Source organism: Kribbella sp. NPDC050459, from assembly GCF_040655315.1.
Classification (GTDB): Bacteria; Actinomycetota; Actinomycetes; order Propionibacteriales; family Kribbellaceae; genus Kribbella.
Genome location: NZ_JBFAJQ010000013.1, coordinates 45341 through 59316, shown reverse-complemented (window position 1 = coordinate 59316; position 13976 = coordinate 45341). Strand labels below are relative to the sequence as shown.

Annotated in this window: 13 protein-coding genes; 4 read left to right on the top strand and 9 right to left on the bottom strand. The window is 70.9% G+C overall.

All coding sequences use genetic code 11. The annotated features are described in order from the left end of the window. Positions 1-7 precede the first annotated feature (7 nt). Both AB0I12_RS32735 and AB0I12_RS32730 read right to left on the bottom strand, forming a co-directional pair. Positions 8-1294 (bottom strand): MFS transporter, encoded by a 1287-nt coding sequence (locus AB0I12_RS32735; protein WP_359936978.1) that lies wholly within the window; start codon positions 1292-1294, stop codon positions 8-10. Positions 1295-1378: 84 nt separating this feature from the next. Next, positions 1379-1735: a sterol carrier family protein gene (locus AB0I12_RS32730; RefSeq protein WP_359936975.1), complete on the bottom strand. Its 357-nt coding sequence runs from the start codon at positions 1733-1735 to the stop codon at positions 1379-1381. Between the two features lie 83 nt (positions 1736-1818). Between AB0I12_RS32730 and AB0I12_RS32725 the strand changes: the two genes are divergently transcribed. After that, positions 1819-2448, top strand: coding sequence for a hypothetical protein (locus AB0I12_RS32725; protein ID WP_359936972.1), 630 nt, complete (start codon positions 1819-1821; stop codon positions 2446-2448). 15 nt (positions 2449-2463) lie between these two features. Here the strand turns inward: AB0I12_RS32725 and AB0I12_RS32720 are convergent, their stop codons facing one another. The 7 genes from AB0I12_RS32720 to AB0I12_RS32690 all read right to left on the bottom strand — a co-directional run bounded on the left by AB0I12_RS32720 (position 2464) and on the right by AB0I12_RS32690 (position 11702). Then, positions 2464-4002 (bottom strand): alpha/beta hydrolase, encoded by a 1539-nt coding sequence (locus tag AB0I12_RS32720; protein WP_359936969.1) that lies wholly within the window; start codon positions 4000-4002, stop codon positions 2464-2466. Continuing rightward, complete coding sequence (gene ricT / locus AB0I12_RS32715; RefSeq protein WP_359937483.1) at positions 3999-5033, bottom strand: regulatory iron-sulfur-containing complex subunit RicT; 1035 nt, start codon at positions 5031-5033, stop codon at positions 3999-4001. Before ricT ends, AB0I12_RS32720 begins: the two co-directional genes overlap by 4 nt. A 451-nt stretch (positions 5034-5484) precedes the next feature. Beyond that, positions 5485-6588, bottom strand: a complete 1104-nt coding sequence (locus AB0I12_RS32710) for a DUF4190 domain-containing protein (protein ID WP_359936966.1) — start codon at positions 6586-6588, stop codon at positions 5485-5487. A gap of 30 nt (positions 6589-6618) precedes the next feature. After that, on the bottom strand, positions 6619-7284 hold the full coding sequence (locus AB0I12_RS32705; RefSeq protein ID WP_359936963.1) for a DUF4190 domain-containing protein: 666 nt from the start codon (positions 7282-7284) through the stop codon (positions 6619-6621). 117 nt (positions 7285-7401) lie between these two features. Then, positions 7402-8610 (bottom strand): DNA polymerase III subunit delta', encoded by a 1209-nt coding sequence (locus AB0I12_RS32700; RefSeq protein ID WP_359936961.1) that lies wholly within the window; start codon positions 8608-8610, stop codon positions 7402-7404. Then, complete coding sequence (gene tmk / locus AB0I12_RS32695) at positions 8607-10592, bottom strand: dTMP kinase (RefSeq protein ID WP_359936958.1); 1986 nt, start codon at positions 10590-10592, stop codon at positions 8607-8609. The genes AB0I12_RS32700 and tmk overlap by 4 nt, the downstream gene beginning before the upstream one ends. A gap of 9 nt (positions 10593-10601) precedes the next feature. Beyond that, on the bottom strand, positions 10602-11702 hold the full coding sequence (locus AB0I12_RS32690) for a pyridoxal phosphate-dependent aminotransferase (protein WP_359936955.1): 1101 nt from the start codon (positions 11700-11702) through the stop codon (positions 10602-10604). A gap of 63 nt (positions 11703-11765) precedes the next feature. Between AB0I12_RS32690 and AB0I12_RS32685 the strand changes: the two genes are divergently transcribed. The 3 genes from AB0I12_RS32685 to AB0I12_RS32675 are packed head-to-tail and all read left to right on the top strand — an operon-like array spanning position 11766 to position 13896. Beyond that, positions 11766-13178 (top strand): PLP-dependent aminotransferase family protein, encoded by a 1413-nt coding sequence (locus AB0I12_RS32685; protein ID WP_359936952.1) that lies wholly within the window; start codon positions 11766-11768, stop codon positions 13176-13178. Between the two features lie 38 nt (positions 13179-13216). Beyond that, on the top strand, positions 13217-13492 hold the full coding sequence (locus AB0I12_RS32680) for a type II toxin-antitoxin system prevent-host-death family antitoxin (protein WP_359936949.1): 276 nt from the start codon (positions 13217-13219) through the stop codon (positions 13490-13492). After that, positions 13489-13896: a type II toxin-antitoxin system VapC family toxin gene (locus AB0I12_RS32675; RefSeq protein ID WP_359936947.1), complete on the top strand. Its 408-nt coding sequence runs from the start codon at positions 13489-13491 to the stop codon at positions 13894-13896. Before AB0I12_RS32680 ends, AB0I12_RS32675 begins: the two co-directional genes overlap by 4 nt. Positions 13897-13976 lie beyond the last annotated feature (80 nt).

Sequence of the window (13976 nt, the reverse complement as noted above, 5' to 3'; positions counted from 1 at the left end):
AGGAACTCTAACCGGCGGCCCGGAGCTCCCTTTCGCGGACGGCGTGTTCGTCGGTACGCGAGTCGTACCGCCAGAACTCACGCAGCCAGACGGCCGTGGCGACCACGCCGACCACGCACATCACGCCGCCGCTGACGATCGCCGTGCGGACCGTGGTGAGGTCGGCGACGAGCCCGGAGCGGGCCTGGCCGCCGAGCGGGCCGAGCGAGTAGCCGAGCATCTCGATCCCGGCCAGCCGCCCGCGCATCTCGTCGGGGATGGTCTGGTTCCAGATCACCGACCGGAACAGCACCGACACCATGTCGGCCGCGCCGGCCAGGGCGAAGAACCCGATCGCGAACCAGATGTTCGGCGCCAGCCCGGCGATCCCGACCGCGGCGCCCCAGCCGATCGTGGCCAGCACCACCGCCCGGCCCTGGTGGTGCACATGTTTGGCCCAGCCGCTGGTCAGGCTGGCGCACATCGCCCCGATCGCCTCGGCGCTGTACAGCAGCCCGAGCAGCCTCGGTTCCTGGAGGATGTCCGTCGCGAACGCCGGGAACAGCACGATCGGCATCGCCAGGAACATCCCGACCATGTCGACCAGGTACGTCGCCAGCAGGTCCTTGCGGCGGAACGCGTACACGATCCCGCCGCCGATCGCCCGCAGACTGGGCGCCGTGGAGTGCTCGCCGGCGCGGTACGACCCGAGGCGGGCGTAGAGCAGCGTCGCGAAGACGATGCCGGCCAGCTCGACCGAGAACGCCCAGGTCACGCCCACGGAACCGACCAGCACGCCGCCCAGCGCGGGCCCCGCCAGCTGGCCGACCTGCGAGGTCAGTGAGCTCAGCGCGACCGCGGCCGGGATCTCCTCGTGCTTGACCACCCGCGGCAGGAGTGCCTCCCGGCTCGGCCGCTGCAGCGACGATGCGACCGCGTTCAGCGCGCCGCAGACGTAGATCAGCCAGACCTGCGGGTTCGGGAGCAGCGTGTTCGCGACCATCAGCGCGGAGATCACGACCTGCGCGAGACCGGTGCCGACGAGCAGCTTGCGGCGCTCCACATGGTCGGCCAGCGCGCCGCCGTACAGGCCGAAGACGACCAGCGGGACGATCGTCACCAGGCCCATCGCGCCGACAGCGAAGTTCGAGCCGGTGAGTTGGTAGAGCTGGTACGGCAGCGCGACGTACCCGACCATGCCGCCGAGGAAGAACACCGACCCCGACACCAGCAGGATGCGGAAGTCGCGGGAACCACGCCACGGAGTCAGATCCACGCGCAACCGGGCCAGCCGCGCGCGAAGACTTGCTGCCACCGCCCCATATTGACAGTTCCGACCGGCCTGGACGAACCTGTTTCATTTTCGGGCCGCGGGGGCGCCGGTTCGTTGCCGAGGGCGTCAATCGAGAGGCAGCAGGGCGGACAGGTCGGTGCGTTCGCCGCTGGCGCGGAGTTTGCCGGTCAGGCGGGCGTCGGGCCAGCTGATGCGGCCGAGCGCCACGTCGATCCACAGCTCCGGGGGCATCTCGATCACCGCGCCCGGCGTCCCGCGGGTGTGCCGCGGGCCTTCGATGCACTGCACTGCGCCGTACGGCGGGACACGGACCTCGACCGCGTGACCCGGCGCCTTGGCGACAAGACGTTTCAGCAGTTCCTTCGTGAGCAGTTTCAGGTCGGCGCGTTCCGCCGTACCGTCGTTGTAGCGCTGCAAGGCCTGCCGGAACAGGGGGTCGGACAGGGGGTCGGACGTCTCCACGACGTGCCAGCGTACGCGGCAGTTTGCGGAGACGCCCCTCTCGTCAGGGATAATCGGGCCGGAGAGAGGGAAGCGAGGTCGGGATGCTCACGCCCAGGCACCAGGCGCTGCTGATGACGCTGGCGGGAATGACCGTCGGCGTAGCGGTGTTCGGAACGGTCGTCGCCGTGAACGGTGGAAACCCGTTCACCGCCCACGACACGCCCGTGGGGTTCGTGAGTCCGACGCCCTCCGGCACGCCGAGCCGCGGCGACGGCCTCCAGGCCGACGGACTGCAGTACGTCGTGCAGAACTTCGGCACCGACGGCGACCCGGTGTCCGCCGAGGTCCCGGCCGGCTGGAAGAGCGCCCAGGACGGCACCCGGCCGAAGTTCCTCGACTCGACCGGTGTCTGGCAGCTCCGGTTCGACACCCGGGGCAGCAAGCAGTCGCCGGACCAGCAGGTCGCGAGCCGTGAGCGCAGCATCGACCAGCCCGGCCTGACGGTGATCAGTCGGGACAACGGCACGCTGATCTACACCTACACCGACAAGAGTCGCGGCCCCCGGATGGGCCTGTCACGCTGGATCTCGCTCGACAACGGCAAGACGTCAGCCGTCGAGATCACCGTCGGCGGCCGCCCGCAGGACGAGGCCGGCCTGCGCGCCATCCTCCAGCACGCCACCGAAACCATCAAACTCCCGGTGGCCGACGGCGACAACCGCCCGAACTAGGCCGGGAGACACGCCCTAACACTTGATGTCGGCGGCGGGTGTGTTGCCCTGTACGAGGTAGCTCTCGACGACGTTCTTCACGCAGGCGTTGCCGGACAGGTACGCCGTATGGCCGTCGCCGTCACGCGTGACCAGGATGCCGCTCTCGAGCTGGTGTGCCAGCCCGACCGCCCACTCGTACGGCGTGGCCGGGTCGCGCGTCGTCCCGAGGACCATGATCGGCTTCGCGCCGGCCGCCTTGATCTGGTGCGGCTTGTCCGTCGGCTTCACCGGCCAGTTGATGCAGGCCACCGATGACCAGGCGAGGAACTCACCGAACCGCGGCGACGCCGCCTTGAACTCCGGCACCTCCGCCTGCAACTGCGCGATCGACGCGGCATCCGGCCGGTCCGAGCAGTTGACCGCGATCTGCACCTCGTTCGAGTTGTCGGCGTACCCGGACGGCTTGCGATCCGTGTACTCGTCGGCGAGCGCGAGCAGCCGCGCCCCGTTCCCGGCGAGACCGTCGGCGACGGCGTCCTCGAGCCGCGGCCAGAAGTCCTTCAGGTACAGCGGGTAGACCAGGCCGAGGATGACCAAGGCCTGCGTGACCTGCCGCTGTCCGTCGCCGGGGAGCGGGTTCGCGTCGCTGGCCTTGATCAGCTGGTCGATCTTCGCCAGCACCTCGTTCTTGCTGCTGCCGAGCTTGCAGGAGCGCTGCGCACAGTCCTCGGCGAAGGCGTCCAGCGCCTTGTCGAAGCCCTTCGCCTGCGCCATCCCCATCTGCGCGGACGTGATCGCCGGGTCGACGGCGCCGTCCAGCACCATCCGGCCGACGTTCTTCGGGAACAGCTCGGCGTACGTCGCACCGAGATAGGTGCCGTACGACATGCCGAGATAGTAGAGCTGGGGGTCGCCGACGATGCCGCGCAGTACGTCGATGTCGCGGGCCGCGTCCTTGGTGTTCACATGCGGGAGCAGCTGGCCGGAGCGCTGCTCACAACCGGCCGCGAAGGCCTTCGCCTGCTTGTCCAGGTCGGCGATCTCGGCGGCGTCGTCCGGGCTGCCGTCCGCGGCGATCATCGCGTCCAGCTGGGCGGTGTCCAGGCACCGCACCGGCGTGGACTCGCCGACGCCGCGCGGGTCCCAGCCGATGATGTCGAACTTCCGCAGCAGCGACGACCCGAACAGCATCGGCACCTGCGCCGCGAACTCCTGCCCCGAGGCGCCGGGGCCGCCCGGGTTGATGAACAGCGTGCCGAGCCGGCCGCCGCGGTCCCGGGCCAGCACCTTCCGGGCCCGCAGCTCGATCGTCTGACCTGTGGGCTTGGTGTAGTCCAGCGGGACCTCGATGGTCGCGCACTGCTGGTTCGAACCGCAGCGCTCCCAGTCCGGCTTCTGCTGGTAGTACTTGTCCAGCCCGGCCGGGATCGGCCCTACCGGCCCGCTGGGCGGGTTGCTGCCGACACCAGGCGCCGTACCGTCGCCGGCGTCCTGCGCGCGGCTCGCGACCCCACATCCGCTCGCGAGCACCGCAAGACTTGCCACCAGTACGGTCGACCTGCGGAATCTCACTGCGCGGAATCTCCCTCGTCGTCATGGTGCAGGCGGCGCCGCCGGCGTGGTTTGCGCGCCCGCCGCTCCGCACGGGACTCGGCGCGCTCTTCGGTTACGTCGTGTGGCGGCGCCGGCGTTTCCTTCGTTTCCGGCGTTTCCCTCGTTTGCGGCATTTCCGGGGTTTCCGGGGTTTCCGGTACGGCGGGTGGTGCGTCCGGGGTCGTCGTACCGGAGGCTTCGTACTGCTGCCGCGGCGAGCAGACGTCCGCCCGGCTGCACGCGCACCGCCGTCCCGACGCCGCCAGCCGCACGACGACCGTGTCGCTCGGCACGTTGTGCCCGACCACCACTCCATCACCCGCGGGGGTCTCCACCGCGGACCCGACCGCGGGCGCCTTCGCGTTGAACTCCTGGTACAGCGGGTGCTCGTACTTCAGGCAGCACATCAACCGGCCGCAGGCGCCGGAGATCTTCAACGGGTTCAGCGGCAGGTCCTGGTCCTTCGCCATCCGCACGCTGACCGGCTCGAAATCCTTCAGGAACGTCGCACAGCACAGGTCCCGCCCGCACGGCCCGATCCCGCCCTGCAACCGCGCCTCGTCGCGCGCACCGACCTGCCGCAGCTCGATCCGCGCCCGCAGCGCACGGGCCAGATCCCGCACCAACTCACGGAAATCCACCCGGTGCGGCGCGGAGAAATAGACGATCACGAGCTGGTCCACATCCGGCCGCCGGTCGACGAAATCGATCCCGACCACCTTCATCGGCAGCCCGTGCTCCCGGATCGTCCGCTTCGCAATCACCCGCGCGTCCGCCCGCCGCTGCCGGTTCTTCTCGTCCCGATCCAGGTCGTCACCGGTCGCGATCCCGGCGCACAACGGCAGCCCGCCGACGTCCTCGGTCACGTACTGCGGCGCCCACACACACTCCGCAACCTCAGGCCCGTCGTCGGTAGGCACCAACACCTTGTCCCCCACCCGGGGCCGCAGTTCACCCGGATCAAGGTAGTAAAGCCGCCCATACCGCTCGAACGACACCGCCATCACCATACCCACGCCGTCAGAGTACTTCCCACCAGTCACCCGGGCGCCCCACACGGCCGCTTCACGCGCTCCCACCTGCCGTTGACCGGCCGGCGAGCCACGGCTCTCGCCGTCACCGTTGACCCCGCCGGGGCGAAACCACAGCTTCCGCCGCCACGCTCAACCCCACCGCGGAGCGAACCACCGCTCCCACCGCCACGGTTGAGCTGCCGAGGGGCGGCGGGCTTGTACTCGCACGCGAGCGGCAGCTCGCAACAAGTCGGCGACAGCCGGCAACCCGCGGCGCCAGCCGCAACTCGCCGGCGTAGCCGGGATTCGCCGGCGTAGCCGGGAGTTGATGCTCCGGGCGGTAGCCCGGGGTGGGTAGGAGCGCGCGGAGCGGGTGCGTTGAGGAGCGGAGCGACGAAGGAAGCGCTCGCGTAGCACGCGTGGGCTCGCCGTACTCCAGCCCGTACTCCTAGCGGTGGCTGTTCTTGACGGTTTTGGTGAGGGGTTCGTCGTCGGGGCCGTAGGCGGCGCAGACGACCAGTCTGTCCTCGTCGTTCCAGAGTTGCTTGGTGGGGGTCCAGAAGTACGGTTCGAGTTCGGAGGCCGACGGGGGCTTGCCGACGTAGTTGGTGAACAGGGGCGTGCAGGCGCGGTCGGCGGCCTTGTCGATGCCGTCCTCGCCGGGCCACGGGCCGTCGGGGAGGGTGGCGTTGCCGATGATCTCGCCGTCGTGGTCGGTGGTGCACGGCTGGCGGATGACCTCGTCCTCGTCGCGGCCGGCGTCGTCGAAGCACTCGCCGACGGCCAGGTCGTCGACCGTGACGATCGGGTCGTTCGAGTACGACGGCACCGGGTCGGGCGTGCCGTAGTCGTCGTCGGACGACGAGCCGAACGCGATCACAAGCCCGAACAGCAGCACGTACCCGATCGTCACCAGCGACCCGATCACGAGGCCGGCGATCGCCATGCCCTTGCCTTCTTGCCCGCGCCGTTTGATCTGCACCAGCGCCGCGATGCCGAGTCCGATCGCCACTGGCGCGGCCAGCCCGACGACGAGCCCGCCGAGCCCGGTGACGAGCGAGGCGGTCGCCAGCCCGTTCGTCCCACCCGAACCGCTGTACCCGTAGCCGCCGTACCCGTAGCCGTACCCGTACGGTCCCGGAGCCTGCCCGTACGCCGACGGATACTGCCCCGGCCCATAACCGGCCCCGTAAGCCGACCCCTGCTGCCCGTATCCGGTCTGCCCACCCGACGCCTGCCCGTACTGCCCGTACGCCTGCCCACCCTGCGCCGGCCCGTACGACGACTGCCCGTACCCGCTCTGCCCGCCGCCCGCCTGCCCGTACCCGCTCTGGTCGTACGGCGATTGCTGCTGACCAGGCGTCGCCCACGGCTCCCCGCCCTGCGCGCCGCCAGCACCGGCCGCACCGGCAGCACCGCCGTGCGCACCGGACGCACCATTGGCCGCGCCGGACGTCTCGCCCGGGCGCCCGTAGGTCGGGAACACCCGGGTCGGATCGTGCGGCCGGTCCTGTGGCCGTTCCGGCTCCTGGCCGTACGGTGGCTGAGTCACGCTGCTACCCCCACTGATCCCCCGCAGGCACTACCGCTGTGATCCGCGCATCGTACCCGTCAGACGGGTCCCGGGCATCCCGACCAGACACAGGACGTTGCCACTAGCAACAGCGCGGTCTTCCAGCACGACGTAGTACATGTCCAGCTCGGACTGCTCGTAGGGCTTCCCGACGAACTCCCGGAACGCGCCCGCGCACTGCTGCGTGGCGACCGTCCCGGTCTGGCCGGTGGACAGGCCGACGAGCGCCGCCTGCACCTTCGCGTACGCCTCGCCGGTGTGCGCCGCGGCGCAGTCGGCGATCCGGACCAGCCGGAGGGCCTTGGCTTCCAGGTCGGCGTCGAAGCACCGGCCGACGGCGACCTGCGAGATCGCCACGGTCCGACCGATGCCGCGCCGGTGCTCGCCGATCAGGTTGAGCGCGACCGCGACGCCGATCGCGATCACCCAGCACAGTGACACCACCAGGGCGCCGTACGCGAGCCGTTTCCCCTGCCCGCCGGCGCGCTTGATCCGCCGCAGCGCGACACCGGCCAGCACGACCGCGATCGGCACCAGCCCGGGCAGGCTGGTCGCGAACGCGGCGACGGCGTACCCGTCCTGGCGGCCCTTCGGTGCCGGGACGCCCTCCAGCCAGGACTCGGCCGACGGCAACGACGGCCGTGCCGGCTGAATCGGGGAGGACGGCTGGGTCATGGGCTTCCGTTTCGACAGGGCGCCGAGCGGTCTGCTCAGCTCGGACACCCAGTCATCGGACCCGCTGGTCTCGGTGTTACACCGTCCGCCCAGTTATCGGACGAGGTGATTCACGCCTCAGCGCGCCAGGCGCCGCGGGATCGTGAAGCCGTCGCTGCGGCCTTCGAACAGCGAGACCGTCATCGCCTCGAGCGCGACCAGCGGCGCCACGTTCGCCTCGATCGCCTCGCGGCTCGTCGCGATCGCCTCGATCCGGCGGACCGTCTGCTCGGCCGTCGTCCGCTGGCTCAACTGTTCGATGTTGCGCCGCAGCTCGGCGTTGATCAGCTCGCTGCCGGCGCCGGTCTGCACCACGAGGACGTCCCGGTAGAGGGCCATCAGGTCGACCAGTGATCGGTCGAGCACATCCCGCTCCCACCGTTTGGCGCGGGCTTTCTGCTGGTCCTCGAGCTCCTTCAGCGCCGCGTTCGCCTCCCGCGGCCGGGCGCCCTTCGTCCCGACCCCGAGCGCCTGCTCGAGCGCGGCCCGTTCTTTCTCGTCGACCTTCTCGGCGCTGGCCTTGGCCTCTTCCTTGGCCGCCTCGACCAGCCGCTGCGCCGCCTTCAGGCAGGCGCCGAGGTCACGCAGCGCGAACGGCACCTCGAGCACCTTGTTCCGCCGCTCGCGCACCGCCTCGTCGCGGGCCAGCGCCCGCGCCCGGCCGATGTGCCCCTGCGCGGCCCGCGCCGCGAACCAGGCCAGGTCCGCGTCCACGCCCACCTTCGCGCTCAGCATCTCCGCGATCGCGGCGACCGGCGGCGTCCGCAGCACCAGCAGGCGGCAGCGCGACCGGATCGTCGGTACGACGTCCTCGACGGTCGGCGCGCACAGCACCCACACGGTCCGCGGCGCCGGCTCCTCGATGCTCTTCAGCAGCGCGTCCGCGGCCTGCTCGGTCAGCCGGTCCGCGTCCTCGACGACCATCACCTGCCACCGGCCCTGCGTCGGGCTCATCGCCGCCCGGCGGACCAGCTCGCGCACCTCGCTGACCCGGATCGACAGCAGCTCGGTGCGGATCAGCGACACGTCTGGATGCGCGCCGGTGAGCGCCGTACGGCACTCGTTGCACTCGCCGCAGCCCTCGTTGGCGCACTGCAACGCGGCCGCGAACGCCCGGCCCGCGTTCGACCGGCCGGATCCCGGCGGGCCGGTGATCAGCCAGGCGTGGGTCATCCCGGCGACCGCGGCGCCCGTCTCGCCCCGCAGTACGGCGGCGGCGCCTCCGACGGCCTTGCGCAGTACGGCGACCGCGGGCTCCTGCCCGACCAGGTCGTCCCAAACACTCATAGGCCCACCTTCGGCAGCATCGGTTCCAGTCGGGCGCGGATCTGTTGCGCGATGGCCTCGCGGTCCTGCGTCGCGTCGAGGACCAGGTAGTGCTGCGGCTCGGCCGCGGCCAACTCGAGGAACGCGTTCCGCACCCGCTCGTGGAAGTCGTCGGCCTGCGCCTCGATCCGGTCCCGCTCCGTGAACCGGCCGAGACCGCCCTTCGGTGGCATGTCGAGCAGGACGGTGAGGTTCGGCCGCAGATCGTTGGTCGCCCAACGGTTCACCCGCTCGACGTCGGACAGGTCCAGGTCCCGCCCGGAGCCCTGGTAGGCCAGCGCGGAGTCGACGTACCGGTCGGTGATCACGACCGCGCCGGCCTTCAGCGCGGGTTTGATCACCGAGTCGACGTGCTCCGCCTTGTCCGCGGCGTACAGCAGGGCCTCGGTGCGGTGCGAGATGTCGCCGGTCGCCGGGTCGAGGACGATCTGGCGCAGGGTCTTGCCGATCTCGGTCGCGCCGGGCTCCCGGGTGAGCAGGACCTGCTGGCCCTGCTCCTCCAGCCACTTCACCAGCAGCGCGGACTGGGTCGACTTGCCGGCGCCGTCGCCGCCTTCGAGCGCGATGAACAGACCGGTCGTCGGATAGTCGCCACGGGTCTTGCCGAAGCTGCGCCGCACATCGCGCCAGAACGGCACCCCGGGGCGGTCGTCCATCTGCCGCCAGGCGAGCAGGCCGATCACGCCGGCCAGGATCGCGGCCGCGACCATCGTCATCGAGGCGCCGTTGTACGTCACCGAACGGCCGGCGATCGTCCAGGTCTGCCGGCCGATCGCGCCCGCGGCGAACGGCGCGATCGCCAGCGTGACCGCGAGCACCGTCCGGACCGCCGACTGCACGAACGCGAACGTCCGCCCGCGGACCGCGTCCGGCACCTCGAGCCCGAGCAGTGTGTACCCCGAGACCCACGAGCCGCCGGCGCAGAACCCGAGCAGGATCGCGATCATCGTGGCGATCTCGATCTGCTGGATCAGCGCCAGCCCGGCCAGGCAGATCCCCGAGCCGACCAGCCCGGCCGCGAACAACCGGCGCCGGGACAGCCCGGAGAAGATCCGCGGCGCGAACCCCATCCCGAGCGCCAGCCCGCCGAACACGGCCCCGAAGAGCAGGCCGTACCCGGGGTCGCCGGCGCCGAGGTCCTCGACGTACGTCCGGCCGAGTCCGATCACGACCGCGCCCGCCGCGAACGCCCCGGAGATACCGACCACCAGACCACGGACCACCGGCGTGCCGGTGACGTAGGACCAGCCCTCGACCATGGTCCGCCACAGCGTCGGGTGCTCGTCGTGCTCGTGCACCGCGCGGCCGATCTCGGCGACCGACACGATCGCGAACGCCGAGATCACGAAGGTCGCCGCGTTCACGTAGACGGCCAGGTCGATCGAGAAGTCCCCGGCCCAGCGGGTGACCAGCGTGATCGCGGTGAAGATCACCGCGGCCGGGAGGGCCGAGCCGTACGTCGTGATCAGGCTGAGCTGGTTGGCCGCCTCGAGCCGGTGCCGGGGCACCAGGTTCGGCACGCTGGCGTCCTTGGCCGGGCCCCAGATCAGGCTGACGATCTCGATCAGCACGGTCGCGACGAGCAGCCAGGTGAGCGTGCCGACGAGCGGGATCGTCACGAAGAACGCGGCCCGGACCAGGTCGCCGACGATCATCGTCCAGCGCCGGTCGAGCCGGTCCGCGATCCAGCCGGCCACCGGACCCATCACGAGCGCCGGCAGCACCCGCAGGAACAGCACCCCGCCGATCGCGAAGTTCGCCAGCTGGTAGTCGTCGCCCGCGAACGACTTCGCCATCGCGGTCAGCGCCAGCAGCCCGATCCAGTCCCCGAGGCTCGACAGCCCGAACGCGATCCACAGCCGCCGGAACGCCCGGATGCGCAACACCGCGCGCACATCGTGCGCCGGTGCAGGATCGGTCAACGGGTCATGAACCTCCGGCACACCGCAAGCCTAGTGGGCGGCGTGGACAGCCTCGCGCAGCGCATCCAGCGCCGCCTTGAGCTCCTCCTGCGGCAAGAACCCGAACCCGAGCCGGAAGACCCGCGGCTCATCCCCGAACCAGTCTCCGTCCGCCAGCCGCACCCCCAGCTCACCCGCCGTACGCCGGAACTCGGCCAGGTCCACCTGCGGCCGCAACCGAACCACGCACAAAGCCCCGGCAGAGGGACGAACCCACTCCACAACGTCACCGTTCGCCTGCACCCAGTCCTGGGTGATCAGGAGGTTCTGCTCGAGCCAGGTCCTGCGCTCGGCGAGGATGCGGGGCTCCTGCTCGAAGACCCGCACCGCGAGCGCCTCCGCCACCGGAGACGCGGAGACAACCGTGCTGAACTTCGCCGTCGTCAGCCGCTCGACGAGCCCTGCGTCCGTGCTGATCACCCATCCGATCCGCAACCCGGCCGCCCCGTGGCACTTGGACAACGACGCCACGGACACCACCTTCGGCCCCAGTCCGAGTGCCGTGCCCGCCACCGGATCATCGCCGTACGACGCGGTGCGGTACGTCTCGTCGACCATCAGGTACGCCTCCGGGCAGACCTCACTCATCGCGTCGGCAATCTCGCTCAGGGTCTCCCGCGGAACGGCGACGCCGGACGGGTTCTGCGGCGTCGCCAGGCTGACCAGCCTGGTCTCGGGCGTCAGCTGCGCACGTACGGCGCCCGCAGTCACCCGATAGCCGTCGTCGAAGCTCAGCGGAACAACCCGCACCGACGCCCCGACCGTCTCGAACGCGTTCCGGGTCATCGGGAACTCCGGCGCGGTCGTGACGACCTGACCACCCTGATCCGCCAGCAGGTACGCGAGCAGGAAGATCCCGTGCATGCCGCCGACGGTGATCACCACGTCCTCCGGCCGTACGCCGTGCCGGTCCGCGATCGCCGTCCGGAGCTGAAGGCCTCCGGCGGCGGTGCCGTAGCCGAGTTCGAGGTCGGCCAACTCCGGGGTGAGCAGGTCCGCGAGCCGGAGGTCCGGCCCGTAGCTCTCACCGAGGTCGTGCCGGGGTTTCGACGCGGTCAGGGACATGATCTCGTTGCGCGGGAAAGTGGCCATACCGCCATCGTTCTGGGCGACGGCTGGTCACCCCAGAGCCAATCCGGCAGAATTGGTTCGCGGATGAGACCAATCGAGGTGGTTGACCGGTTGGGCCGCTGGTCGTCCGGCCGCGGCCCGCTCTACGTGCTGCTCGCGGCCCGCCTGCGGCAGCTGATCGACGACGGCGAGCTGCCGCCGGGCGTGCTGCTCCCGCCCGACCGCACGCTGGCCGGAGCCCTCGCGGTCGGGCGTACGACGGTGGTCGCCGCGTACGACCTGCTCCGGGCCGAGGGACGGATCGCCCGCCGCCAGGGCAGCGGGACCCGTGTCGCCGGCGTTCCGTCGGACGTACCGGCCGAGGACGCACCGGTCGATCCGATCTTCCTGGACTCGTTGGAGGCGCGCGACGACGACGTACTGCTCGCCGTCTGTGCCGCGCCGGGTGATCCGCCGCCGCAGCTCGCGGACGCGTTCGCCGCGATCGCGCCGGAGCTCGGCCGGATCACCGACGACATCGGCTACTACCCGTACGGCCACCCGGAGCTCCGTGCCGCGCTCGCGGACCGCTACACGGCTCGCGGCGTACCCACGGCGTACGAGCAGATCCTTGTGACCAATGGCGGTCAACAGGCGCTCTCGCTGCTCGCACATGCCCTGTTGTCGCCCGGTGACCAGGTGCTCGTCGAGGCGCCGACGTACCCGGGCGCGCTGGAGGTGTTCCGTGAGGAGGGCGCCGTCCTGCGCGGATTACCGGTGGGACTCGAGGGCATCGAGGCGGCGGTGCGGGAGCGGCGTCCGGCGCTCGCCTACGTCATCCCGACGTACCAGAACCCGACCGGCGCGGTGATGTCCACGCTCGCGCGGCAGCGGGTGGCCGGCGCCGGGATCCCGGTGATCGAGGACGAGGTGCCGGCCGACCTCGGGTTTCCCGGTGCGGAGCAGCCCGTGCCGATGGCGGCGTACGGCGACTCGGTGATCTCGATCGGCTCGCTCAGCAAGAGCATCTGGGGCGGGCTGCGGATCGGCTGGATCCGCGCGGCGCCCCCGCTGATCAACCGGCTGGCCCGGCTCCGCGCTGTTCGCGACCTGGGCGGCAACGTCCCCAGCCAGCTGGCCGCCGTACACCTACTCCCGCTCCTGGACGGCCCTGACCTCTCTCGCACACTCAAGGCAGGACACGACCACCTGTACGGTCTGCTCACCGAGGCGCTCCCCACCTGGGAGATCCCGACCGTGGCCGGCGGCCAGTGCCTCTGGGTCCGCCTCCCGCACGGCGACGGCGTCTCCTTCGCCCAAACGGCCCTCCGCCACGGCCTGGCAGTGCTGCCCGGCGCGGGCCTCGACGTCACCGGCGCGGGCGACCCCTACATCCGCCTCCACTTCAGAGCCCGCCCCACCGACCTCACCGAAGCAGTCCACCGCCTGAAATCAGCCTGGACCGACTACCGCCCCTCAACCACCCGCCAGCACCCCCGCCCCACCATCGCGATCTGACGGGCTGGTGTAGAACATAACGTTCTACACTGGTCCGCATGGACAGCATCCCCGTACGCGAGCTCAACCAACACACCAGCGCCGTACTGGCGCGGGTCGCCAGTGGCGAGACTCTCGAGATCACCGTCAGCGGCCGCCCCGCGGCGCGCATCGTGCCGATCGACGCTGCCGAGTCCACGGTTGCGGAGCTGGTGCGCCGAGGTCGGCTGATCCCGGCGAGCGATCCGACGCCATTTGCCCTGCCGACGGGGCCGACCGACGTGACGATCGACTCCACGGACGTCGTCTCCGACCTGCGCGAGGAGCGCCTGTGATCTACCTGGACTCCGCCGCGATCGTCAAGCTGATCCGGCCGGAGAAGGAGACCGGGGCTCTCCACGCCTGGTTGGCCGGCGAGCACGACAAGACCCTGGTCGCCTCGTCGCTGGTGACGACCGAGGTGCCCCGTGCGCTCCTCAGGGCCGACCCCGGCCGCCTTGTGGCGGTACCGACGATCCTGGCCAAGCTGAACCGCGTGCCCATCGACGACACCGTGCTCGCGACTGCAGCCGCGTATCCGGACCCGATGCTCCGCACGCTGGACGCCATCCACCTCGCGAGCGCCCAGACGCTCGTGCTCGAAGGCATCCCCCTCACGGCGTTGGTGACTTACGACAAGCGCCTGCTGGCTGCGGCGGCGGAGGCTGGCCTACCGACCGCCGCTCCCGGGGCGATCTGAAAGCGGACGTGAGGCACTCACCAACCCGGTCGTCGGGGCGCGACCGGGTTGGTGATGAGCGTGGGATCAACCGGTTGGTG

Excerpts from the sequence above, each read along its gene's own strand:
- AB0I12_RS32725 (WP_359936972.1), top strand. The coding sequence starts at position 1,819 with ATGCTCACGCCCAGGCACCAGGCGCTGCTGATGACGCTGGCGGGAATG.
- ricT (WP_359937483.1), bottom strand. The coding sequence starts at position 5,033 with ATGGTGATGGCGGTGTCGTTCGAGCGGTATGGGCGGCTTTACTACCTT.
- AB0I12_RS32705 (WP_359936963.1), bottom strand. The coding sequence starts at position 7,284 with ATGACCCAGCCGTCCTCCCCGATTCAGCCGGCACGGCCGTCGTTGCCG.
- AB0I12_RS32700 (WP_359936961.1), bottom strand. The coding sequence starts at position 8,610 with ATGAGTGTTTGGGACGACCTGGTCGGGCAGGAGCCCGCGGTCGCCGTA.
- AB0I12_RS32690 (WP_359936955.1), bottom strand. The coding sequence starts at position 11,702 with ATGGCCACTTTCCCGCGCAACGAGATCATGTCCCTGACCGCGTCGAAA.
- AB0I12_RS32685 (WP_359936952.1), top strand. The coding sequence starts at position 11,766 with ATGAGACCAATCGAGGTGGTTGACCGGTTGGGCCGCTGGTCGTCCGGC.
- AB0I12_RS32680 (WP_359936949.1), top strand. The coding sequence starts at position 13,217 with ATGGACAGCATCCCCGTACGCGAGCTCAACCAACACACCAGCGCCGTA.